The 22,836-nt window shown below is 62.0% G+C and carries 21 protein-coding genes; 14 read left to right on the top strand and 7 right to left on the bottom strand.

The window, feature by feature from the left end:
• Window positions 1–338 precede the first annotated feature (338 nt).
• Window positions 339–1,034: a hypothetical protein gene (locus ACXYN8_RS08195; RefSeq protein ID WP_458888931.1), complete on the top strand. Its 696-nt coding sequence runs from the start codon at window positions 339–341 to the stop codon at window positions 1,032–1,034.
• A 590-nt stretch (window positions 1,035–1,624) separates the two neighbouring features.
• Entirely contained in the window at window positions 1,625–2,485 is an 861-nt protein-coding gene (locus ACXYN8_RS08200; protein ID WP_458888932.1) for a tyrosine-type recombinase/integrase, read from the top strand.
• On the opposite strand, the gene ACXYN8_RS08205 is transcribed toward ACXYN8_RS08200, so the two are convergent.
• Window positions 2,448–3,137 carry a hypothetical protein gene (locus tag ACXYN8_RS08205; protein ID WP_458888933.1) on the bottom strand — a complete coding sequence of 230 codons (690 nt, stop codon included), beginning with the start codon at window positions 3,135–3,137 and terminating at the stop codon, window positions 2,448–2,450. The two genes, ACXYN8_RS08200 and ACXYN8_RS08205, sit on opposite strands and share 38 nt — an antisense overlap.
• A gap of 52 nt (window positions 3,138–3,189) precedes the next feature.
• Between ACXYN8_RS08205 and ACXYN8_RS08210 the strand changes: the two genes are divergently transcribed.
• The 3 genes from ACXYN8_RS08210 to ACXYN8_RS08220 are packed head-to-tail and all read left to right on the top strand — an operon-like array spanning window position 3,190 to window position 5,081.
• Window positions 3,190–3,354, top strand: a complete 165-nt coding sequence (locus ACXYN8_RS08210; RefSeq protein WP_458888934.1) for a hypothetical protein — start codon at window positions 3,190–3,192, stop codon at window positions 3,352–3,354.
• A gap of 37 nt (window positions 3,355–3,391) precedes the next feature.
• Window positions 3,392–4,291, top strand: coding sequence for a DUF6683 family protein (locus ACXYN8_RS08215; RefSeq protein ID WP_458888935.1), 900 nt, complete (start codon window positions 3,392–3,394; stop codon window positions 4,289–4,291).
• A 31-nt stretch (window positions 4,292–4,322) separates the two neighbouring features.
• Entirely contained in the window at window positions 4,323–5,081 is a 759-nt protein-coding gene (locus tag ACXYN8_RS08220; RefSeq protein WP_458888936.1) for a DUF6683 family protein, read from the top strand.
• 908 nt (window positions 5,082–5,989) lie between these two features.
• Here ACXYN8_RS08220 and ACXYN8_RS08225 read toward each other — a convergent pair.
• Together ACXYN8_RS08225 and ACXYN8_RS08230 are read right to left on the bottom strand one after the other, a co-directional pair.
• Entirely contained in the window at window positions 5,990–7,186 is a 1,197-nt protein-coding gene (locus ACXYN8_RS08225) for a copper resistance protein B (RefSeq protein WP_458888937.1), read from the bottom strand.
• On the bottom strand, window positions 7,186–9,048 hold the full coding sequence (locus ACXYN8_RS08230; protein ID WP_458888938.1) for a copper resistance system multicopper oxidase: 1,863 nt from the start codon (window positions 9,046–9,048) through the stop codon (window positions 7,186–7,188). The genes ACXYN8_RS08225 and ACXYN8_RS08230 overlap by 1 nt, the downstream gene beginning before the upstream one ends.
• Window positions 9,049–9,098: 50 nt before the next feature.
• On the opposite strand from ACXYN8_RS08230, the gene ACXYN8_RS08235 reads away from it, so the two are divergent.
• From ACXYN8_RS08235 to ACXYN8_RS08250, 4 genes are read left to right on the top strand one after another with little or no spacing between them, the layout of a single operon-like run.
• Entirely contained in the window at window positions 9,099–9,374 is a 276-nt protein-coding gene (locus tag ACXYN8_RS08235; RefSeq protein WP_458888939.1) for a metal-sensitive transcriptional regulator, read from the top strand.
• Window positions 9,371–10,000 carry a DUF2231 domain-containing protein gene (locus tag ACXYN8_RS08240; protein ID WP_458888940.1) on the top strand — a complete coding sequence of 210 codons (630 nt, stop codon included), beginning with the start codon at window positions 9,371–9,373 and terminating at the stop codon, window positions 9,998–10,000. Before ACXYN8_RS08235 ends, ACXYN8_RS08240 begins: the two co-directional genes overlap by 4 nt.
• Before the next feature lie 11 nt (window positions 10,001–10,011).
• Entirely contained in the window at window positions 10,012–10,398 is a 387-nt protein-coding gene (locus tag ACXYN8_RS08245) for a hypothetical protein (protein ID WP_458888941.1), read from the top strand.
• Entirely contained in the window at window positions 10,395–10,868 is a 474-nt protein-coding gene (locus tag ACXYN8_RS08250; RefSeq protein ID WP_458888943.1) for a DUF411 domain-containing protein, read from the top strand. The genes ACXYN8_RS08245 and ACXYN8_RS08250 overlap by 4 nt, the downstream gene beginning before the upstream one ends.
• Before the next feature lie 75 nt (window positions 10,869–10,943).
• On the opposite strand, the gene ACXYN8_RS08255 is transcribed toward ACXYN8_RS08250, so the two are convergent.
• Window positions 10,944–11,402: a BLUF domain-containing protein gene (locus ACXYN8_RS08255; RefSeq protein WP_458888944.1), complete on the bottom strand. Its 459-nt coding sequence runs from the start codon at window positions 11,400–11,402 to the stop codon at window positions 10,944–10,946.
• Window positions 11,403–11,424: 22 nt separating this feature from the next.
• Window positions 11,425–13,452 carry a putative bifunctional diguanylate cyclase/phosphodiesterase gene (locus tag ACXYN8_RS08260; RefSeq protein ID WP_458888945.1) on the bottom strand — a complete coding sequence of 676 codons (2,028 nt, stop codon included), beginning with the start codon at window positions 13,450–13,452 and terminating at the stop codon, window positions 11,425–11,427.
• Window positions 13,453–13,760: 308 nt separating this feature from the next.
• Between ACXYN8_RS08260 and uxaC the strand changes: the two genes are divergently transcribed.
• Together uxaC and ACXYN8_RS08270 are read left to right on the top strand one after the other, a co-directional pair.
• Window positions 13,761–15,161 (top strand): glucuronate isomerase, encoded by a 1,401-nt coding sequence (gene uxaC / locus ACXYN8_RS08265; protein WP_458888946.1) that lies wholly within the window; start codon window positions 13,761–13,763, stop codon window positions 15,159–15,161.
• Window positions 15,158–16,507 carry a mannitol dehydrogenase family protein gene (locus tag ACXYN8_RS08270; protein WP_458888947.1) on the top strand — a complete coding sequence of 450 codons (1,350 nt, stop codon included), beginning with the start codon at window positions 15,158–15,160 and terminating at the stop codon, window positions 16,505–16,507. Before uxaC ends, ACXYN8_RS08270 begins: the two co-directional genes overlap by 4 nt.
• A 34-nt stretch (window positions 16,508–16,541) precedes the next feature.
• Here ACXYN8_RS08270 and ACXYN8_RS08275 read toward each other — a convergent pair whose 3' ends face one another.
• Window positions 16,542–17,312: a sulfotransferase family protein gene (locus ACXYN8_RS08275; protein WP_458888948.1), complete on the bottom strand. Its 771-nt coding sequence runs from the start codon at window positions 17,310–17,312 to the stop codon at window positions 16,542–16,544.
• Window positions 17,309–18,472 carry a glycosyltransferase gene (locus tag ACXYN8_RS08280; RefSeq protein WP_458888949.1) on the bottom strand — a complete coding sequence of 388 codons (1,164 nt, stop codon included), beginning with the start codon at window positions 18,470–18,472 and terminating at the stop codon, window positions 17,309–17,311. The genes ACXYN8_RS08275 and ACXYN8_RS08280 overlap by 4 nt, the downstream gene beginning before the upstream one ends.
• A gap of 141 nt (window positions 18,473–18,613) precedes the next feature.
• Here ACXYN8_RS08280 and ACXYN8_RS08285 point away from each other — a divergent pair, with 141 nt between their 5' ends.
• Genes ACXYN8_RS08285 through ACXYN8_RS08295 form a run of 3 tightly spaced genes read left to right on the top strand, consistent with a single transcriptional unit; the run spans window position 18,614 to window position 22,760 of the window.
• A complete protein-coding gene (locus ACXYN8_RS08285; protein WP_458888950.1) occupies window positions 18,614–20,701 on the top strand; it encodes an HAD-IIB family hydrolase in 2,088 nt (695 codons plus the stop codon).
• Entirely contained in the window at window positions 20,698–21,858 is a 1,161-nt protein-coding gene (locus tag ACXYN8_RS08290; protein ID WP_458888951.1) for a hypothetical protein, read from the top strand. The genes ACXYN8_RS08285 and ACXYN8_RS08290 overlap by 4 nt, the downstream gene beginning before the upstream one ends.
• The gene (locus ACXYN8_RS08295) at window positions 21,855–22,760 is read left to right on the top strand and encodes a galactosyltransferase-related protein (RefSeq protein WP_458888952.1); all 906 of its coding nucleotides are present in this window, start codon (window positions 21,855–21,857) and stop codon (window positions 22,758–22,760) included. Before ACXYN8_RS08290 ends, ACXYN8_RS08295 begins: the two co-directional genes overlap by 4 nt.
• Window positions 22,761–22,836 lie beyond the last annotated feature (76 nt).

Genomic DNA, 22,836 nt, shown 5'->3' on the forward strand with positions numbered 1-22,836 from the left:
CGGCGTCGTCAGCAGACGCCAGGACCAGCCCAAACTCGAAATCCCCATAGCTCATCGCATGCGGCCCGCAGGTTCGGGCACCGTCGACTTTCCGACGCCTCTCGGCGTCCGAAACTCTAAACGTAGCAGGACAGTCCGCTCTTGGCGTTCGGGACCGCGAGAGCCGACATTCCGCAAGCGACCCCAAAGCGGACGAAGATACTTCAAAAAACTGCTCCTGAAACCGTACGTAAATCTGAGGTGATTATTACCTCAACTGACAGGAGCCGCATGAGATCGGATGGGGAATGGAGTCGCGTCGAGGTTTTCTCAGCATATGGGCTACATTGCTCACACCTATGTGCATGTTTCTTGCAGCTTGCGGTAGTGAACTAGCCGATCACACCCCTGATTACCGCTACCGTCTGACGGTCGAGGTCGAGACGCCCGAAGGCCTAAGGACGGGTTCCAGCGTGATCGAGGTGCGGCAATCTATGGGCCGCAGCGCCATGAGCGGGTTCGGAAAACGGATCGATCGCCGGGTTCGGGGCGAGGCGGTCGCTGTCGATCTTCTAGGAGGCAGAACGCTCTACGCTCTCTTGCGATCGGACGACAACATCGACTGGGCATCCTATGTGATGCCGATGCTCGCTCCCAAAATCGAGGGCGAAGCTTGGGAAGACGAGTTCGACAACGTCTTACTCATCAAAGGCACGGTTGAATTGCCGCGGACCTGGCCTGCGCATGGCAAGCTGTCCCGGGGCAGCGCTTATCCGATGCTGGTTACCTTCGCCGACGAGCGCGATCCCAAGAGCATTGCGCGGGTTGATCCAGACGACCTGTCCGCCAGCTTCGGTGTGGGAGTTAAGCTAAGGCGGATCACCGTCGCGCTGACCAGCGATCCGGTGACGACGGAGATTGAAAGGCGCTTGGAGTGGTTGCCGAATTACCATGATAAACTGCTAGATGGACAGCGCTTGAATTCAATCGACGCCATAAATCGGTTAGCAAATGATCTTTCACGGGGAGACTTTACGAGGGAAAGTGCTCCGTAAAAGCGCGAGGTTTCTTCGGTCGCGCGATTTTTCGAACCATCCTGACAAGCTCAATGCCAAAGACACACCGTCCGCTATCACACAAATCTGACCAAAATCGGCCCAGCCGCTTCCCACCCGGACCCAGCCATTCATGGGTCGCTGAAAAGCCCCCAAAAGCGGAAGTCACCTAGGCGCGGCGGCTATGACCGCTTTAGGAACTGCGGGCGATAGGCCGAATGACCGAGATTGGGGCGCAAAGCGGTCATTGATCAGGTTCAAGTTCAGATGTCGCAGAATCAAATCTGAGTCCCTAAAAAGGCATCGAACCAATGCATTAGACGGCTTTTGAGGGCCTTTTGAGGGCTTTTCGGAGACGGCCGAATTCCTAACTATTTGATAAGCTTTGGGAAAGTAGTCTGAATGTGATGCCTCTTCTGGCACCATTTGTTCTTCTCACGTTCTCCCAAATAATCTATAAAACCCGCAGAAATCCTAGGGATTTGGCCCCCGGATCGTTCCGGATCGTCCCGCTTGTTCTCGGGGGTTCCAGACACTTTTGTGGGCCTTTTGAGGCCGTTTCGCAAAGGCCCAGATGAAAAGGCCCCCACATGCCGCTGACAGATACTCGCCTCCGCGCACTCAAGCCCAAGGATAAGCCGTACAAGGTAACTGATGAGCGCGGCCTATATGTTGAGGTGACGCCCACCGGCGGCAAACTTTGGCGATTCCGATACCGGATCGGCGGCGCGCAAAAGAAGCTCTGCATCGGCAGCTATCCCGACATCAGCCTCAAGCAAGCGCGAGACGCGGCCTACGAGGCACGACGAGCTGTTGCTTCTGGGGGCGACCCGGCCTTTGAGAAGCGGAAGCGAAAAATCCGCGCAGAGTTTCTTTCTGCGCACACGTTCGAGGCAGTCGCACGTGAGTATATTGAACAGATGATGGTCCAGAATGGCCGCGCCGATGGCACGATCGTCAAGGCCAATTATTTCCTCGACAAGCTTGCGCCTGCCATCGGGAACAGACCCATCGACGAGATTGAGCCGTTCGAAGTCCTGGCTCCTCTCAAACGACTGGAAGCCACTGGTAAGCACAAGACTGCGAAGAAATGCCGCTCGTTCGCAGGCCGGGTATTTCGCTACGGTGTTGCTACCACCCGCTGCAAATCCGATCCGACCAGTATGCTGAAGGGCGCTCTCGTAACGCCGAGAGCCACGCATTATGCAGCAATCCTCGAGCCCACCGAGCTAGGCGGGCTGCTGCGCGCAACCGACGACTTCACTGGCTACATGGTGACCAAGTTAGCTTTGCAGATAGCGCCGCATGTGTTCGTACGCCCCGGCGAACTCCGGCACGCCGAATGGCATGAGATTGACCTCGTCGACGGGGTCTGGGATCCGAGAGCCAAAATCGATAAGAATACATCACGATTCATTTCTTACTTTCCTTCGAGAAATCGCTTTGGGTGAGATTATTCGCCAAATCGTTCGATACATTCAGCCGCTGTCCATCAAGCATTCTGCTGTAGTATTCGGACAACCACCAAAGCTGATCCTCAATTCCAGTGGTTACCGGATCCGTTGTCAGCTGCACGGTGATTCGTCTAAGCTCCACGTCTTCGCCAAACGTCGCAGCTAGATTGTCCGGGGCGACCTTCTCGACAGATGTGGGCTCATCGAGATCGCCGAATGTCACAAGCATGGGGCGGGCGGGCCTTCTCATTCCTTGAATTGGAAAGTAGCGAGGCAGCTCGATTTCACCGCGACGTTTGAGCATCTCGGCAAAAGTCGCCTCATAATCTCGTCCATCGCTCGACGTGACCTGCGGAGTCAGCAGGAACATCACATGCGAAGCCCATTCGACTTCGTTTTCGGACCGTAGCAAAGCAAACAATACACCGCGCTCGCCCAGATCCACTGCAGCTGCCTCGCCCCGCACCTTGAACCGCAAGGCGCGGCTTGAAGGAGCCATTGGCGAACGGCCGAAACCTGTATTGACCTCGATCACGCTGGAGCCAGATTTCAACCCCTCCGGCGTCTCGACCTCGACTTTAAGGCGATACCGATAGGTCGGCGTATCGTCGGTAAAATTGCAGGCGGAAAGCGCCAAAGCGAGGCCCATGCCCACCAGATAGCGCCCCAACAAATTTACGCGTCGAATCAAGCACCCCTCCGTGTCTTCCAAGCTGCAACGATTGCCGCCGCTTGAACAGTCCCAGCTGTCCTCCGCTTCGACGTTGCTGCAAGCATACGCTCAGGAGATGTCCTTTATTGCAACCGCTGCCACCAATGCCATCAAGGCAGTCGGCGAAGCGCAAGCCCAGCTGGCCAGAAAATAGCCCTGTTCAGCACCTGCAAACATGTGAGAGAGCAGGCGTGTCTCCAGACACGCCTGCTTATTGCTTGGAGTCGGAAATGAACGGTAAAGCTATCAAACTCCTCTGGCTCATTGGGCTTTCGATCGCGAGTTCGCCTGCCTCGGCGCAGGCGAATTTCTATTTTTCGCCGCCCGTTCCAGTCCATATGCCGGTCACGCAATGGCAGGTGCAGTCCGATGATGAAGAGGGCGACACCGCAGAGGAGTTTCGGCCGGATTTGCAAGTTCGAGAGCTGGACCTGCTTCGCTTCAAACCAATGCAATCCCGGCGCTCGTCCAACCTTGAGAAATTTGCCGAAGCAGCCGCAACTGATCGGGATAGAGCACAGCTGACCGAACTTTTTGCATCACAGCCCAACCTGATCGACGACATCGGCAGCGTCATGCAGTCCTACGGGCTCGATCCTTCGAATGTGGCCGATGCCTACGCTCTGTGGTGGATGTCGGCCTGGCTGGTCGCCAACCAGCGTCAGGATACGCCGCCTTCAGCGACCATCTCTGCGGTGCGCGATCAGGCGCGAAATGCCTTTGCCGCCACCCCGGGCTTTGCCGAGGTGGACGATGCCGGGAAACAGCAATATGCCGAGGCGCTGATGGTGCAGGCGACCTTGCTGAATACTGCGCTCGAACAATCGGCGAACCAGCCGGAAATGCTCGCGCAACTGGCGCAGGCTGCAAAGCAGGGCGCGCTCTCCAGCGGGCTCGATCTCAACACGATGGTGCTGAGCGAGCAGGGCTTCGTCCCGCGCGACGGGTCCGATGCTTCAGGCGTTGTACGCGAAGATGCTCAGGCACTGGCGCAGGTCGACGATGGCTCGAACGCAACGTTGGTTGCGATTGCAGCAGCTCTCGGTTTGGGTCTTGGCGGAGCGTTCTGGCTTGGGAAAAAAGCGGGCTAGCGCTCGTGGTGCAGGCTTCTGGAGGTCGCATATGACGCGGATATTCTGGGCCTGTGCATCGATCATCGCCGTGACAACGGCCAGCGTCGCTGCCGCACAGGACATGGGCGGAGCATTTATCTCGTCCGGTATCGGCAATGCCGGCATCGAAGCTGCCACGCAGAATGTCGAGAAAATCGTCGCAGACCCTTCCGCCGTAGACGCGACTGAGCAAGTTGCCGACCTCGATTTCAGCTACGACCGGCGGCGTACATCGCGCAATCTGTCAAGGTTCGTCGAGCAGACGCGGGAGAGGGACACCGCTGCCGCCGACGACCTCCAGCAGCTTTTTTCCACCCAGCCGGACATTGTGGCGCCGATGGGCGGGGTCATGCGCCAGTTCGGTCTCGATCCGCACAATCTGGGCGATGTCTACGCGCTGTGGTGGATGTCCGCATGGCTTACGGCAAGCGGTCGCCACGACACTCCCTCGGCGGAGACCTTTGCGGCGGTCAGTCGACAATCTCGCTTGGGCTTGGGCACGAGTGATGGTGTGGCTCAGATGGATCAGGCCGCCCGGCAGCAATTTGCCGATACGCTCATGGTGCAGGCGATTGTTTTGAATTCCGCTCTCGAACAGGCGAAAGGACAGGGCGAGATGATGGCGAAGCTCGCCGCCGCGGCGAAGCGCGGGGCCATGGAGAGCGGGCTCGACTTGAATACAATGGTGCTAACCGAACGGGGCTTCGTCCCGCGTGAAGATGTCCTAACCAACCCTATCGCCGGTCCAAGGCGCCTGGGACGACCTTGAGGACATCGGACATATCAACAGGATCGCCGGGGCCGAGCCGACGTCAGCGGCAATGACCTATAGAGGAATGCGTAGATCGTCGAAGGCGACGGCTCGATCGATCCCGAGGCTCGATTGATAGAGACCGGCAAGCCATCTCTCGAGACCGTCGGTGGGCAGGATGCCGTAGCTTCCCCGGAGGTTCGACAGCAGTACACGGAACCTTACCGCAGCCAGGCCCTCTCTTCCTGCCAACCTCGATTGTCCAAGAAGTCGCTTCTTTCTGAAAATTTCAAGATCTCATCAATCTCAGTCCGCGCGAAACCAATCTCCTGTCGGTGAGCCTCGCCGAGCACGTCGAAAGGTCGCACATCAAGAACCCCGCCGGCGCCAGATTCTCCGGCGGGATCGTAGAGTTCTCGCGCCGTGTTTCGGTAGCAAAGGCCCTGCGATCAGCGTTGGAGGAATGGAGCGCTTCGAATGAAGTTTTAGCTCAAATCAAAGTTTCGGGCGCGCTACTCCGCAATAGCCGGGAATTTCGATAAGTCGATAAGACGGTGATGAACAAGCTGGTGAGAGCGAATTAACTAGCTGCCGCTCAGCAGCGTTAAACGAACGTCCGCTTTCCAGAGAATTTGATTTGCTCTTAAACGTCCGAGATTCGGGCGCAAGGCGGACGTCAGCGAAGCAAAGTGACGGAAATTCGCCAATGATTAGAGTGCCCACCTTTGTCGTTTATGGGGCACCATTTTTCATTAACAAATCGTAAGCGGCAATTTCGCGACAATACACACGACAAAGATTGGCGCCGCCGGCAAGTCCGGGCCCGAGAGCCGAATGCCCGGACATAGCATTTAATTACGTAAAGCGGACGCGTTCCGTAGTTATTCCTTAACTCATTTCCAGCTTCGAATGCTTAGCGCTGGCGTTCAAAACCAGAAGCGAACGCCGACTACGTAATTCGTCGCGCTGGGATCTTCGCCGGCAGCGCGAGCGTAGTCTGCGCTGCTGCCCACCTTCCACTCCTGTTCGATGCCGATGTAAGGGGCGAATTCTCGCACGAATTCGTAGCGCAACCGCAGCCCCAGTTCGACCGAATCGAGACCTGCTCCGACACCCAGTTCGGGAATGTCCTGCGCTGACAGGTTTGCCTCGGCGCGCGGTTGCAGGATGAGGCGCTGGGTAATGCGCTGGTCAAGTTCGGCTTCGACACGCGCCGTCAGATCGCCCTTGGTCGACAGGAAAGCGGCTGCATCGACCTCGAACATATAGGGCGCAAGTCCCTGCACGCCGAGGACGGCATGGGTCCGTTCGGGGCCTGTCAGGTCCTGCCGGACGCCGGCCTGCAAGTCCCACCATGGGCCGATCGCATGGCTCCACAGGCCCTGAATTTCAGCGGATTCGGGGCTTTCGCCGAATGTCCCTTCGCCCTCGCTCTTGAACCAGAACTTGTCGAGGTCGCCGCCGTAGTAGCCCTGCAAGTCCCACAGGTAACCATCCCCGCCTTCGCGTGCGCGATATTCGGCGCGGTCGCCCTGGAACCAGAAAACGCTCGTTCCGCCGTTCTCGGCGCGCAGAGCCTCGCGCGAGGCGCGCATTGCATCCGCGCCCCAGATTGCATCGGCGGCGAGAGGCGGTCCCGATCCCGCCGAAACCGGAGGCGGTGTTTGCGGGATGGAAGCCATGTCCATGGTGCTATGATCCATGGCTCCGTGATCCATGCTATCGTGGTCCGTCGCCTGATGGTCCGTGGACGCCTGGTCGGACGATTGCATCCCGTCATGGCCCATCGCCGCGTGGTCCATGCCTCCCATATTCGTATGGTTCATCGCGGAATGGTCCATGGTGGAATGGTCCATTCCTTCCATCTGGCCGTGGTCCATCTGTGAATGATCCATGCCAGCGTGGCCTTGGTGCGGATCGGCGGAGACTGGTTCGCCCGGTTGCGAGGTGGGCGCACACGCTCCATCGGGAACCAGATGGCCCATGGCGCGATGGCGAGCGGCTTCTTTCTCGCATTCGGTCTGTGCAGGCTCTTGCGAGGCAGGCATCGCGTGACCCGAATGGTCCTGTGCGATGGCGGGAGTGGTAACGCTCGCAAGGAGCGTGGCGACGAGCAGGCGCATCAGTCTTCTCCCACCCGCTTCACATCGGACTGACTGCCTTGCGGCGCGACCGTCACAATCTGAAACATGCCCGAATGCATGTGATAGAGAAGGTGGCAGTGGAAGGCCCAGTCGCCCTGTTCGTCGGCGGTGAGGTCGAAGGTCGCGCTGCCGCCGGGCTGCACGATCACGGTGTGCTTCTGGGGTTGCCGATCCGCAGGCGCGCCGTTGACCAGTTCGAAGAAATGACCGTGCAGGTGGATCGGGTGCGCCATCATCGTATCGTTGACGAGCTTCACACGGACACGTTCGTTATAGGCGAAGCGGATCGGATCGTCGCTGACGGCGGTGAACTTCTTGCCGTCGAACGACCACATGTAACGTTCCATGTTACCGGTCAGGTGAATTTCCATCTGACGCGACGGGCGGCGCAGATCGTCGTTCGGCTGGAGCGCCACGAGATCCTTATAAGTGAGAACCTTGTGCGGCACGTCGTCCAGGCCGAGGCCAGGATCGCCCATCCGATCGACGGGGTTCATCGACACCATATCGATACCGGGGCCGACCTTCACACTGGGCGGCAACAGGGACGTGTCGCGCATGTCCATGCCGCTCATATCCATTCCGGCCATCGGATCGGCGGTCGCACCGTGCGACGACATGTCATGGCCCATGGCCGAATGGTCCATTCCTGCCATGTCGCCGCCGCCATGATCCATTCCGCCTGACCCGTGGTTCATACCCATGTCCGCCATAGTCAGCAGCGGCGGATCGCGCAGCGCGGGGACTTCCGCACGCGCGCCAGGACGCGAAGCGAGGGTCGCCACCGCCATGCCTGACCGGTCCATGCTTTCGGCCACGATCGTCCGGGCTTCGCCGGTCGGCTCGACGACGATGTCGTAGGTCTCTGCCGTGCCGATCTGGAACTCCTCGACCTCGACCGGGCGCACGTTCTGGCCATCGGCGCCGACCACCCAGAACTTCACGCCCGGAATACGGACGTTGAAGAAGGTCATCGCGCTGCCGTTTATGACGCGCAGCCGCACCCGCTCGCCAGGGCGGAACAGGAATTCGAGACCCTCTTCCGGGCCGCGCCCATTGGCGAGATAGGTGTAGGTCGAACCGGTCACGTCCAGGATGTCGGTCGCCATCATGCGCATCCGCGCCCACATCTGCCGGTCTTCGCCAGAAAGCGGATAGTCGTCCGTCCAGGTGTTCTGCTGGTAATTGAAGTAACCTTCGCCCTTCTTCAGCTTGTCCATGATCGCGTGCGGGTGAAGCGGGGTGAAATCGCTCAGCAGCAGCACGTAATCGCGATCCGCCTTCACGGCATCCGTGCCGGAAGGTTCCACCACGATCGGGCCGTAATGTCCGGCCTGTTCCTGCAATCCCGAATGGCTATGCCACCAGTAGGTACCGTGCTGGCGAAGCGCAGGAATATCGTAAACGAAGGTCTCGCCCGGCTTGATCCCGGGGAAGCTGACGCCGGGGACGCCATCGTATTGAAACGGCAGCAGCAGGCCGTGCCAATGGATCGAGCTGTCCTCGTCGAGCGTGTTCGTGACGGCAATGCGGACCGGTTCGCCTTCGCGCAGGCGCACCAGCGGACCCGGCACGCTGCCATTCACAGCGACCGCGTGCCCGCGGCGTCCCTGGACCACGCGCGGACCTTCGCCGATGGTGAGAGCAATTTCCCGACCCGAAACCTCGTCGAAACCGGCGCGAATGGGACCGCCGCCGTGCAGATCGCCGCCGCGAGCCCAGGCCGGCAGGGCCAGCGCCCCTGCGCCAATCGCTCCCATTCCAAAAACGCGACGACGAGAAACCAGCAGTTCACTCAAGGCCTTGCAACTCCTTCGATGGCCGACATATATACCCCCCATGAGTATTGCAAGATACCCCGCAGGGTATCGTCGCAGATGGAGCGTTAAACGTGTCAGCAACCGATGGTTCCCGCATCGTCAATCGTCTTCGCAGGATCGAGGGGCAGGTGCGCGGCGTGGCGCAGATGATCGAGGACGATCGCTATTGCATGGACATTCTGAACCAGGTCCAGGCGATCAAGGCCGCCTTGGGCAAGGCTGAGAGCGAAATCCTGAAGAGGCACGCCGCGTGCTGCGTTGCCGAAGCAATCGCCAGCGGTGATGCTGACGAACAGAAACAGAAATTCGGCGAATTGGTCGACCTGTTCGAGAAAGCGAAACGGTGAACTTCGTGCTGCGCCTTATCGCTGGTGCATTTCTCCTATTCTCTGCGACGATTGCGTTCGCGCATGGCGAGGAGAAGCACGGGGAGGAGGCGAAGCGTCCTGCTGTCACCGCAGCGGTCTATGCTCAGCCCGGTCACGATATGGAAGCGATGGGCAGCGCCAAAGTTTCCAACGAAACCACGCCAAGCCATGATGCCGTGCAAGTTGAAAGCGAAGGGATCGTTGGCGCCCTGAAGAGCCTGCATCCGGCCACGGTCCACTTCCCGATAGCGCTCTTGCTGATGGCCGCACTCATCGAACTGTTCGTAATGGCGCGCCGCACTTCGGAACGTAAAGCGGCCGTGAAGATCATGATCTATGGCGGTGCTGCGGGGGCTGTCGTCGCCGCGCTGTTTGGATGGATACACACCGGAATGTGGTTTGGCGGCGATACCGTCATGCAGCTTCACCGCTGGAACGGGATGCTGATCCCAGCTCTTGGCCTTGCGGCAGCATGGATCGCGTACCGAAATCCGCAATCGCGCCTTGCCCTTCGCCTCACGCTTTTTTCGGTTGCGGCACTGCTGATCGTTCAGGCCTATATGGGCGGCGAACTCGCTCACGGCCTCAATCACCTCAAACTCTGAAGGAGCCCGCCATGCATTTCGATACACGCGCATTCGCCGCGAAGTCCTTGATCGCGCCAGTGCTCCTGCTCGCGCTCGCAGCATGCGGAGACGCTGCCGCCCCAGTGGACGAGGAAACGTCGCCGGCCGAAGCAGCCATCACTACGCCGGTTCCGGCCGCATCAGAGCCGGTCGCTGCACCGGTCGTGGAACCGTCAGAAGATGCGCCAGTCGCGGGGTCGAGCGCCGAGCCTGCATCAAGTCGCGCGGAAGCGCCTGCCGCGCGAGACGCCGCGTTGGCGCCTGTCGCGCCTCCAACACCGACAACCACCGCAACGCCCGCCGCTGATCCGCATGCCGGCCACGACATGTCGACCATGTCGGACGAACAGATGAATGAAATGGGACACAACCAATGAGCCTGAAAAAGAATCCGACCCGCCGCCCGATACTCCCCGTCATCGGCGCGATCTTCCTTGCAGCGTGCACAAGTGCGGCGCAGGCGGCCGAGATCACCATGTATCGCGACCCCAATTGCGGCTGCTGCCTCGCCTGGGCCGAGCACATGGAACAGGGCGACCGGCACGATGTCACCTCGGTCGATCATCCCGATATGGGTGGGGTCAAGGCAGAGAACGGCGTGCCCAACGATCTGCGATCGTGCCACACCGCGATCGTCGAAGGCTACGTAATCGAAGGCCATGTGCCCGCCGCCGATATCGAGCGCCTGCTGGCCGAACGCCCCGCCGGGGTCACCGGCTTAGCCGTCGCTGGCATGCCGATGGGCTCGCCTGGAATGGAGCATGGCGACCATCGCCAGGCTTATCAGGTTATGGCCTTTGGCCCCGAAGGCCGGAGCGTCTGGGCGAATTACCCGGCAAAGCCATAGAATCGCATCGTGAGCGACCGTTTATCGGGAAACCGCACCGTGCCGGAACTCGGTGCGGAAACAGGTCCGTTCGCCTCAAGCTGTCAGAGCGGCGCCACGCGCGCGTCGTTCGAGGGAACCTGACAACAGGGTCGAGCGGATCTGGTCGATCGCGACACGCGCATTGACGCCGACCATGAACTGAATCTGTTCGAGCTCGTTGCGCAGTTCGATCGTCGCATCGTTCTCGGCGGACAGGATTGCCATGTCCCAGTCGGCGAACAGTCGATCAGGCGCGGAAAGCAGGTCGATGAGGCGCACATGCGAGTGATTGAAGTCGCAGCAAATCGTCTCGAACAGGTCCTCGACCGTATCCGGTGGTCCTTCGAGGACCTGGATGAACTGACCTTCCACGAACACCAGCGCGCCCGTGATCTGTCGGCTGCGATTGCGCGCGGCGGCTGCCTGTCCGATCTTCAGGACCTGTTCGTCGATCGGCACGCCGGAGGCGCGCAAATTCGCGTGGCTGGTGTATAACAATCTGCTGATCTGCATGGCGTTCGTTATTCCCTGGCGATCATGCTGCGACGGCGCTGACGACAGCGAGCGTCTGGAAGTGTTCTGCGCTGATGGGCCGCCCCGTCAGAAACCCCTGGACGTGATCGCAACCGTGCTCGCGAATGAAGCTGAGCTGGGAATCCGTTTCAATTCCCTCGGCGGTAATCTGCATGTTTAGGCTGCCACCCAGCTGTGCGATCGCCCGCACGATCGAGGCGCTGCCGAGATCGTCGGGCAGCTGCTGGACGAACGACCGGTCGATCTTGATGCGGCTTATCGGAAACCTGTGCAGGTAGCTGAGCGAGGAATAACCGGTTCCGAAGTCGTCGAGGGAAATTCGCACGCCAAGATCGCGGATCCGGGTGATCGTTTTGAGTGCGGCCTCGTCGTTGTTGAGGAGCGCGGTCTCCGTGATCTCGAGTTCCAGCCGTCGCGGTTCGAGGCCGGCATCGTTCAGTGCCTGCGAAACGGTTTGCGGCAGCCGGGGGTCGAGCAATTGTACCGGTGAGACGTTCACGGCCAGGTCGATGTCGGCAGGCCACTGCGCCGCATCCTTGCAGGCCTTGCGCAGCACGTCGTTGCCGATGCGCGAGACGAGCCCGAGTTCTTCCGCGATCGGGATGAATTCGGCAGGCGAAATCTCGCCCCGCTCGGGACAGGTCCACCGCAGGAGCGCTTCGGCACCGCTTAGCTTGCCGGTCTTCGAGGTGAAGACGGGTTGATAGACCAGCGAGAATTCGTCTCGCATACACGCCCGCCGCAGCGATGCTTCAAGAGAGCGTCGGCGCTGGATCTCGTCCATCAGCATCGGCTCGAACGGGCGGAAGGTGTTCTTCCCGTCGCGTTTTGCAGCGTAGAGCGCTATGTCGACATGCTGGATAAGCTCGTCGGGCTCTTCGCCATGCTCCGGCGCCAGCGCCATGCCGACGCTGCCGCTGACTTCGACGACGTTGCCGTTGATGACCATCGGTCGGGCAAGAACTTCGACGATCCTACGCGAAATCCTTTCGGCGGTGTCCATGTCAGCCGCGCCGAAGCTTATGATCGCGAATTCGTCACCGCCGATGCGCGCGACCATGTCGCCTGAGCGAACGGCCGCCCGCAACCTGCGGGCAACGCGCTGGAGGACGATGTCGCCTGTCGGATGGCCCAGCGTGTCGTTGATCGGCTTGAAGCGGTCGAGGTCGACCATCAGCAGTGAGAACGGCCGACCGTACTGTTTGCGCCGGTGGCATTCCAGCTGGAGGGCTTCCGAAAACTGGTGGCGATTGGCGAGGTCCGTCAGCGAATCGTGCATCGCGATATGTGCGATCCGCGTCTCGCCGTCGGAACTTGTCTTGCGTTCGATTACGTAAGTCGACACGCCGGTGCCGACGATCAGCAGGGCAACCAGTCCGATGGCCGCAGCCATCCCGGCAAAGGCATCGCTGTCAGCCCCGGAAAATCCCTTGAGCGGGATCACGGAGAACGCCGTCATTCCGGCGAAATGAAGTCCGATGATGGCAGCGGCGAGCAATGCGCCAGCCTGCCAGACAGAGTGACGGGCCGAGGAATTGCCCAGCCTTTGCATCGCCAGCGCGGACAGGACGCAGGCGATGACGAGCGATGCGGCCACGTATTCCCATTCCCAGCGCACGATGCCGTCCACGCGGTAGGCGAACATGCCCACGTAATGCATTGCCGAAATCGAGAGCCCGATGATCGGACCGCCCATGATGATCGCACTGCGCGCACCGCGCGTGGCGACGACCAGGCCCAGACCTATGCCCACGAAGGCGATAAGCGCCGAGACCACGGTCAATGCCCCGTCGATCGTGACGGGGGCCGCAACGTGATAGCCCAGCATCGCGATGAAATGCGTTGCCCAAGTCGCGGCGCCTGCGGTCACGGCCGAGAGAAACGACCAGTGCAGGCGGGCCGCCCCGCTTTCGGAAAGTGTCCGCCGGAACAGGGTAGCGGACACCAGGGAGCCGCTCAGGCACATGATCGCAGCCAGCAGCACCAACCATGGGTTGTGCTCGAAAGCGATGCAATTGATGATACGCACGGCGGACTCCAGAGACGGCTCTGATGAGCACGCCTAAGAGCAAGTGGTTAATTTTACGCTGGCTTTGCGCAATTTGGCGTCATTGGCGCGATCACTGCTACCGACAGTTCGCTGCATGCAGAACGCGCTGGTGACGGCGACATGCTTCGATCTGGAATCCTGAGGGCAGGGGGGGTCGGCGCCACCCGGCGATTGAATTCTTGCAGGATATACGCAAACCCGGCGAGGAAACCGGTAACCACAAAACATACGAAGGCAGGATTTCGGCCCGATCGCATCCTGCCAGATCACTTGAAAGCCTCGCCAGCATGACCCGCCCCTTGCATCTCGACCCCGACCGCCTGTTTCCTTCGGAGCCGCGCGTGCGGGATATCGCGCGTGAGTTGTACCGCGAGGTCGCCGACCTGCCGATCGTCAGCCCGCACGGGCACACCGACCCCGAATGGTTCGCCACCGATGCGCCCTTCGGCAACGCGGCCGAACTCCTGCTGGTGCCCGATCACTACCTGTTCCGGATGCTCTATTCGCAAGGCGTGCGTCTGGAGGACTTGGGCGTCGGCGGCGATTCCGCCGATCCGCGCGAGGCCTGGCGCATTCTCGCCGAAAACTATCACCTGTTCCGCGGCACGCCGAGCCGGATGTGGCTCGACTGGGTGTTCTCCGAGGTGTTCGGGATGGAGGTGCGGCTGGAGGGTAGGACGGCCGACTTCTATTTCGACACCATCACCGAAGCCCTGCAGCGCGACGCGTTTCGCCCGCGCGCCTTGTTCGATCGATATGGCATCGAATTGCTGGCGACCACGGAAGGACCGCTCGATACGCTGGAACACCACCGCACCATTCGCGAAAGCGAGTGGAAGGGGCGCGTGATTACTGCCTATCGCCCCGATCCAGTGGTCGATCCCGAATTCGAAGGTTTCGCAGACAATCTGCGGACGCTCTCCGACCTGACCGGGGAGGACTGCGAAAGCTGGCAGGGCTACCTTGCCGCGCACCGCCAGCGCCGCGCCTTCTTCGCGGAAATGGGCGCGACCTCCACCGACCACGGCCATCCGAGCGCCGCGACAGCCAACCTGACCGAAGCAGAGGCAGAAGCCTTATTCGACAAGGTGAAGGGCGGCGACGCCGATCCTGCCGACGCCGAGCTGTTCCGCGCGCAGATGCTGACCGAAATGGCGGGCATGAGCCTCGACGATGGTCTGGTGATGCAGATTCACCCCGGCTCTTTCCGCAACCACAATGCGAAGCTGTTTGCCCGCCTCGGGCGTGACAAGGGTGCCGACATTCCGATGCGCACGGATTACGTCCATGCATTGCGCCCCTTACTGGAACGGCATGGCAACGAAGCGTCGCTGACGGTGATCCTCTTCACTCTCGACGAGAGCAGCTATGCGCGCGAGCTCGCGCCGCTCGCCGGGCATTACCCCTGCCTGCGGCTGGGGCCGGCATGGTGGTTCCACGATTCGCCCGAAGGTATGCGCCGCTTCCGCCGCATGACGACCGAGACGGCGGGCTTCTACAACACGGTCGGTTTCAACGACGACACGCGCGCTTTCCTGTCGATACCGGCAAGGCACGATGTCGCGCGCCGGGTCGATTGCGGTTTCCTGGCCGAACTCGTCGCGGAGCACCGGATGGAGGACTGGGAAGCGGCGGAAACTGCGCGTGACCTGACCTACAACCTCGTCAAGCAGGCCTACCGCCTGTGAGGCTCGGCACCGACACTGCCAGCAGCCTTCCGCCGGAGGTCACGGGCGGGACATATGATCGCGACAGCCAGCGCGTCGGTATTGTCCACTTCGGCATTGGCGCATTCCACCGCGCGCACATGGCCTGGTATACGCAATGCGCGATGGCCGCGGGCGAGCGTGACTGGATGATTTGCGGCGTGTCGCTGCGGTCCGATGACGTCGCGCGCCAGCTCAATCCGCAGGATGGCCTCTACACGCTGACCGAACGGTCGGGCGAGGGCAGCGTCACGCGGCTGATCGGGTGCGTACGCGAAGTGCTCTTCGCCCCCGATTGCGAAGACGCCATCGTCGCACGGATCGCCGAACCTTCTTGCCACATCGTCAGCTTCACCGTGACCGAGAAGGGGTACGCCCGCGGCGAAGGCGATGCGCTCGACTTCGGCAAGGCACGCTCCGGTTTCTACCCGCTGCTCACCCGCGCGCTTGCGGCGCGGCGCGATGCGGGGCTGCCGGGGGTCACGCTGTTGTCGTGCGACAATCTGCCCGACAATGGCGCGGTGCTGGATTCCCTCATGCGGCAGTGGCTGGCAGCGGAGCAGCCCGACCTCTCGGACTGGTTCGCAAAGGAATGTAGCGCCCCGGCAACGATGGTCGACCGCATCGTCCCGCGCACCACCGAAACGGATCGCGCAGAGCTGGAGGCCCGCATCGGCATGGCAGACCACGGCGCGGTGTTCACCGAGGCGTTCAGCCAATGGGTGATCGCTGACGGCTTTTCCGGACTTCGACCCTCATGGGAGCGTTACGGCGCGCAGCTCGTCGCGGACGTCGCTCTTTACGAGGAAGCCAAGCTGAGAATGCTCAACGGCGCGCATTCGCTGCTCGCCTACGCTGGACTGCGGGCGGGATACGAATTCGTGCATGAAGCAGTCGCGGACCCCGCCTTGCGCGCTCTTGCCGATCGGCTGATGCGGCACGAAGCCTTGCCGACGCTCTCCCCTGCTCCGCAGCAGGATCTGAACGCCTATGCCGACACGCTCCTGGCCCGGTTCGCCGATCCGGCGTTGCGCCATCAGCTGGCGCAGATCGCGATGGACGGGACGCAGAAGATTCCGCAGCGCTGGCTCGACACGGCGCTGGCGCTCCGCCGCGAGGGCAAGGATTACGCCGCCATCGCGCAAGGTCTCGACGCATGGTTGTGGCACATCGCGGACGGGCGCTTCGTCGACGATCCTTTCGGTCCGGAGCTGAGGAATCATTACGCGCAGGGCGGGCGCGAGAAGGTCGCGGCGCGATGCTTCGATGCACCCCATCCGATATGGCCGGGCTACGAAGAGTTGGCCGGGGCATTCCGCGCGGAATAGCTCCGATCTTCGTGTTAGCCGGGCTTCGGCTGCATCAGTGGCAATTCGCGCTTCCCGGCTCACTGAAACCGATCTTTTCGGAAATGGATCGCAAGACGTGGCGGCCGCCAATCGCCGCCGGGTCATACCCGAACGCTTCGCGCTGGTCGCTCTGTGCCGGGACCCCGGACCGGTAGCGTTCGTTCCCGTCGCTTATCGTCAGTTGGCTGGAGCAGGGGGCGAGGTCGAGGAACTCGAACAGACGGGCCCGTTCGGCGGAAGGGTTGCGGACCAGATCCTCGTAGCGAACGATGAGCCAGCGATGGATGTATTGCAGATCCGCGGCGACGACCGCGTGGGCATCGTGCCAGTGTCGGATCACCGCCTCGTCACCCATGTCGGTCCATTTGCGCATCGCCGCTGCGACGAATTCCGGGCGCCTGACAACCACGACGAATTGCGAAAGGGGGAAAAGCATCTGGTAGAGCCTCATCCGGGTCAGGTTCACCGGTGACTTCTCCACCCGCCAAGGCTTCGATGCGTCGAACCACGCGGTCCAGTCGGCTTCCATTCGTTCGCGAGCCGCAAGGCTGTCATACCGCGACCCCTCCACGTGATGCTGGTCCGGGTCGGTCGCGAAGTGGCAGGGAACTCCGTGCTGCGCCGTATGCGGGATCGCGCCCTGGAGATAGCACGCCTCGTTTTCGGGCACGGGCGCGCCGCGAATTCCCGCGATGTCCGGATGCTCTTCCAGCAAATTGGTGACGAGGCTGGTGCCGCTTCGATGCAGGCCGCCCACGAAGACATAGCGGTGCGGAAGGCTCAAGCAGCGGCCTCCTCTGCCTCGCGCGCGGCGGCCATGGCCAGGCGGTATTGCGCCACGTAACCTTCGATCATCCGGTCATTGCTGAACAGCGACAAAGCCCGTCGACGCGCCTGCCCGGACGCGAGGGAAGGCGGTGAGGCCATAGCTTCGGCCAATGCGTTCACATCCTCTGCGGGAACGATTACGCCGCAATCGCCGATTACTTCCGCCATGGCGCCGCGATCGAAAGCGATCACCGCGACGTCGGAAGCCAGGGCTTCCGCCACCACCAGGCCGAACGGTTCTTCCCATGTCGGCGTGGCGACAACTGCGGACGCGCCTGCCACGAGGCTTCTGAGAGCATCGCCCTTCATGTGGCCGAGAAACCGAACCTTGCCCCCGATGTGCGGCGCGACCTCGCGTGCGAAATAATCCTCGTCCTCGATGGAGCCGGCAATATCGAGCGCCACTCCGGCAATCCGCGCGGCGTGGGCCGCAAGTGCCGTGCCCTTGTTTGGCGTGATGCGCCCGGTCCACACGAGACGTCCGTGCTTGGCGCCGGGGGAAAATGCCCGGCAGTCTATGCCATTGTACACAGCGGTCAGATTGGCGGGCGCGTCATCGAACCATAGTGGAACTTGCGCGAACGACGTCACGGTAAAGCGTGCATGGGCGACATCGGCCACATCGCAGACCGCGTCGTGCATCGTCCCGAATGGCGGGACGTGCTGGGACGTCAGCATGGGCACGCGGGCTGCCGCTGCCCACCCGATCAATGGGGGGAAGAGCGAGTTGTTGTGGACGACATCGAAATCGCCATCTTCGATTTCGCGCCAGGCCCGCCCGAAGGCGTCACTCTGGTAAGCGTCCAGTTCTGCCGAGCCTCGCCAGGCGGCCCACGGAAAGACCTCTTCATAGGGCCGGTCGCAGATCGCCACGCTGCCGCATGAAACGTCGGCATCGGGCGCGGCGAACAGGGTAGGCTCGTGCCCCGCCGCGACCAGGCCTTCACACAGCGACGCGCAGTGCGCTTCCATTCCCCCCATGTAGGGTTCGGCCACCGGATGCCGGATGTGACCGATCACCGCGACCTTCAGTGCGCGCCCGTTTCTGGTGGGGCCCGGTCTTGCGGCCAGCGGGCTTACGGCCGCTTCTGCGGGCGACAGGTCTGATCGATACATGCGTATCCCAATGTTGGATCGTGGGGTTGTTTCCCCGAACCGCCCCATTGCGCGCATGATAAAGGTTGCATCCGGAAACAAAGATAGCGGCCACTGCTTTGAACTGAGGCTCAAACAGTGGAGAACGATCCCTTGAAAATCATGGCACTGGCTCTCGGAGGATGCCTGCGCGCGCCGCCGGTCCAGTACGGCATCACCGAAGATACCGGGGGGCACATCACCTATGTGCTCGGCGCCATGCAGGCTCTCGCCGACCTTGCCGAGGTCGAGGATGCGGAGATCGTTACGCGCCTGATCGACGAGGCGCATCTGGGGCCCGAATATGCCCGGCCGTCGGAGCGGATCGGCGAAAAGCTCCGGATAACGCGGGTGGACACGGGCAATCCCAAATACCTGTCAAAGGAAGCCTTGGCAGGCGATCTGCCCGCCTTCAAAAAGGCCTTCCTCGAGATGCTCCGCAGCCGGGACGAGCGGCCCGACATCATACATGCCCATTTCGCCGACGCCGCCGAGGTGGCGCGTGCCGCGCGGGAGGAATTCGGGATACCTTTCGTCTACACCGCGCATTCGCTGGTCAACGACAAGGTGGGCCCGCAGCGCACGAAGGAACAGCAGGATCGCTTCGAAGCGGAGGATCGCGCCATTGCGGAAGCGGACGCCATCATCGCTTCCTCTCGCGATGAATGCGAACGCCAGCTGCCGGGCTATCCCTCGATCGACTGCACCAAGGTTCATCGCGTCATTCCCGGGGTGGAGCGAAAGCGGGCGACGACCGCCGACATCGACGGCGCGCAGGCTTTGCTTGCGCCGTTTCTTAGGCAAGCCGACAAACCGCTGATCCTCGCCATCGCCCGGCCGGTGCGGAAGAAAAATCTGGTCTCGCTGGTGGAGGCCTTCGGGCAGCGACCGGAACTGCGCGAGCGTGCCAATCTGGCTGTTATCGCGGGTTTGCGGGAATCGATCGATCAGGGCGAAGCGGAACAGAACGATGTGCTGCATGGTATCGTCGAGGCCATCGACCGGCACGATCTGCACGGCAGCGTTGCCTGGCCGCGGCGGCACACGCAAAGCGACATAACCGGGCTCTACGCGCTCGTTAGAGAAACTGGCGGCGTCTTCGTCAATCCCGCGCATATGGAACCCTACGGCCTTACGCTGGTGGAGGCCGCCACGCACGGCGCGCCGGTCGTGGCCACGCGCAATGGCGGGCCGGTCGATATCGTATCCGAGCTGCAGCATGGCCTGCTGGCCGACCCGGCCAACCCGCACGATATTGCCGACCGCATCACGGAGCTTCTTTCTGACCCGGTGCAATGGCAGCGGTGCTCGGCCAACGGCTCCAGGAAATCGCTGGAGATGAGCTGGTCGTCCTACGCGCGCGATTTCGTCGCGATTGCCAGGGACATCACGGCGCCACGGACAGTGAGGCCCATGGGGTTCGGCAGCCACGATGCCCTGATCCTGAGCGACATCGACAACACTCTGACCGGTTGCCGGGACGGCGCGGCGGCCTTGGAAGACTGGGCGCGGCGGAACGGCAATATCGCGTTCGGCGTCGCTACCGGCCGCTCCCTGCATGAAGCGATGCGGATTTTGCGCAAATGGCAGTACTCGATCCCGCACCTTCTGATTACCGACGTCGGTAGCAGGATCTGGTGGCGCAAGGGAGCGGACCTCTCGCCAGATCGGGAATTCGAGGCGGCCATCGCGGCGACGTGGAACGGGGACGAAGTCGTCAAGGTCCTGCGGAGCGTCCCCGGAATTGCCCCGCAGCGCGAGGTCGATCAATCGCCTTTTAAGAAGTCCTATCTCTTGGCCAATGCCTTCGTCGCGAAGGAAGCGGGCCGCGCGCTGCGCGCCGCCGGGCTTCAAGCCAAATGCATCTACAGCCACGGCACCATGCTGGATGTCGTGCCGTATGGCGCCGGCAAGGCGGGCGCGATGCGGCACGTCGCACGCCGGCTTGGCTTGCCTTTGCAGAAGGTCGTGGCGATCGGAGACAGCGGCAACGACCTCGACATGCTGAGCGAATGTCCCAACGCGGTGCTGGTCGCGAATTTCAATGCGGAACTGGACGCTCTGGCAAAGTCCCCGTCCGTCTATGTCGCGAAACAGCCATACGCCGGTGGCGCGCTGGAAGGGGTCAAGCGCCACCTGTTCCAGATGCCGCAGCCAAATCCCGGTTTCGCGCCGGATGCCAAACCCGCGCCACAAAGGATATCGGCATGAGCAAGGACGGACCGATCGGGATTTTCGTTCACCACCAGGGACGCGGGCACGCCACGCGGGCCGCCGCGCTTGCCAACGCCCTGCATGGACGGCGCCAGGTGACCCTGTTCTGTGCTCGCACCGATATCTTCCCCGACCTCGCAGACAATGTGAGCGTGAAGCACATTCCCTCGTTGTTCGAGCCGACAGGGGCAGAACCTCCGTACATGTCGAGCGCGCAGACGCCGAACGTCCTCCATTGCGCGCCGCTCGGCTGGCACACGATCCGCGATGCCATGGCAACGGTAAGCGGCTGGTTTGCGCAGGCGGACCCGGCCCTGTTCATCACTGATGTCTCCGCCGAGATGGGGCTGTTTGCCCGCTTGTGTTCGGTCCCCCATGTCGCTGTGCTCCAGCATGGCAACCGCAGCGATCCCGGCCATATGGCCAGCTACGAAGCGGCAGCAGGCCTGCTCGCGCCCTTCTCCCCGGCACTGGAACAGCCCGACCGGCCCCGCGCCTTGAAGGAAAAAACGCATTACGCGCCCGGAATCGGCGTCGATCTCGGTGATTTCCCCGACCGGGAGAACGCTCGCCGCAGTCTCGGCATTGCCGACGATGCGGAGATCGTGCTCGTCCTCGCGGGCGGTGGTGGGCAGGGCACGCCAACCGCGCCGCTCACTCTGGGCGCGCGCGCGGAGCCATCGGCCCGGTGGGTGGTAATCGGCGAGACCTTCAGCGAATGGCACGAGACGCCACCCGGCAATCTCGAACTGAAAGGCTGGGTCGATAATGCGCCGCTATGGATTGCGGCGTCGGACCGGATCGTATCGAGCTGCGGCAACACGACCGTCCACCAGATCGCCGCAGTCGCCAAGCCATGGATCGTGGTGCCGGAATGGCGCTATTTCAGCGAGCAATACGCAAAGGCGGAAGCGCTGGGCAGGGCAGGGGTCTGCGCCACCCGGCCCGTCTGGCCATCGCAGCCCGCCGAGTGGCAAACCCTCTGGCAAGAGGCTGCCGAATGTAACCAGGCGACGCGCGAAACGTTGCTGTCGCCAACTGCTGCCGCCGATGCCGCGGCCTGGCTGGACGAGCTTGCGGACCGCTTGTGGCAGGGCGCGGGCGCTGCGCCGGCAGCAGCGAACCCCCAGACGGAAAAGGCGGTGCTGGCATGAGCGTCGTCAGCGTCTGCACACTTGCGCACGGGCGCGAGGGCCATCTGGCAAATCTCGTCCGCGGACTGGCGTTGAGCGAGTTCAAGCCCGATGAACTGGTCGTCGCGGTCCTGCAACGCGACCTGTACGAACTGCCCGACACGCCGTTTCCGATCCGGCAGATCCGTTTGGGCGACGACGATCTCTGTCTCGCCGCAGCACGAAATCGGGCCGCTTCCGAGGCGGCAGGCGATCTGCTCGTCTTTCTCGACGTGGACTGCATTCCCCATCCGCAGCTGATCGGCGATTACGTGGGGGCTGCGGCCGCGGCAGGCGGCCTTCTGATGGGCGAGGTCGCCTACCTGCCGAAGGGTGCGACGCGCGGCGGTGTGGATTTCGCGCTGTTCGAGCAGCTTGGCGTCAAGCACTCGGAACGGCCCGGCCCGCCGGAAACGCCGCTCAAGGCGTGCCAAGACTACCGCTGCTTCTGGTCGCTCAACTTCGCCATGTCTGCCGCCGATTTCGCGAAGACAGGCGGGTTTGACCAGAAGTTCAGCGGTTATGGCGGCGAAGATACGGATTTCGGCCGGGTCTGCGATGCCGCCGGGCTCGATCTTTGGTGGGTGAGGGGAGCAAAGGCGTTTCACCAGTATCACCCACACCACATGCCGCCGGTCCATCACCTCGACAGCGTGATTGCCAATGCCGAGATCTTCCGGGAGAAATGGGGCGAATACACGATGCAGCACTGGCTGCGCGCATTTCGTCTGATGGGGCTTGCCGAACCGGGACCGGAAGGATGGCGCCGCAGCCGCGAAACCCAGCCCGGGGATCTGGAACTGACCCGGCAGCAGGAGGACGAACCCTACGCGAGTTCAGCCGCGGTTCTGGAACAGCTCGAGCGGGACGCGCTCGTACGATAGCGCCCTTTTTGCTCGACCCAATGCCGGGCCGAGCGGCGCTTTGGCGGTGCCCCCGCCCACGATCGCTGACACGATC

It is taken from the genome of Altererythrobacter sp. CAU 1778 (assembly GCF_054482795.1).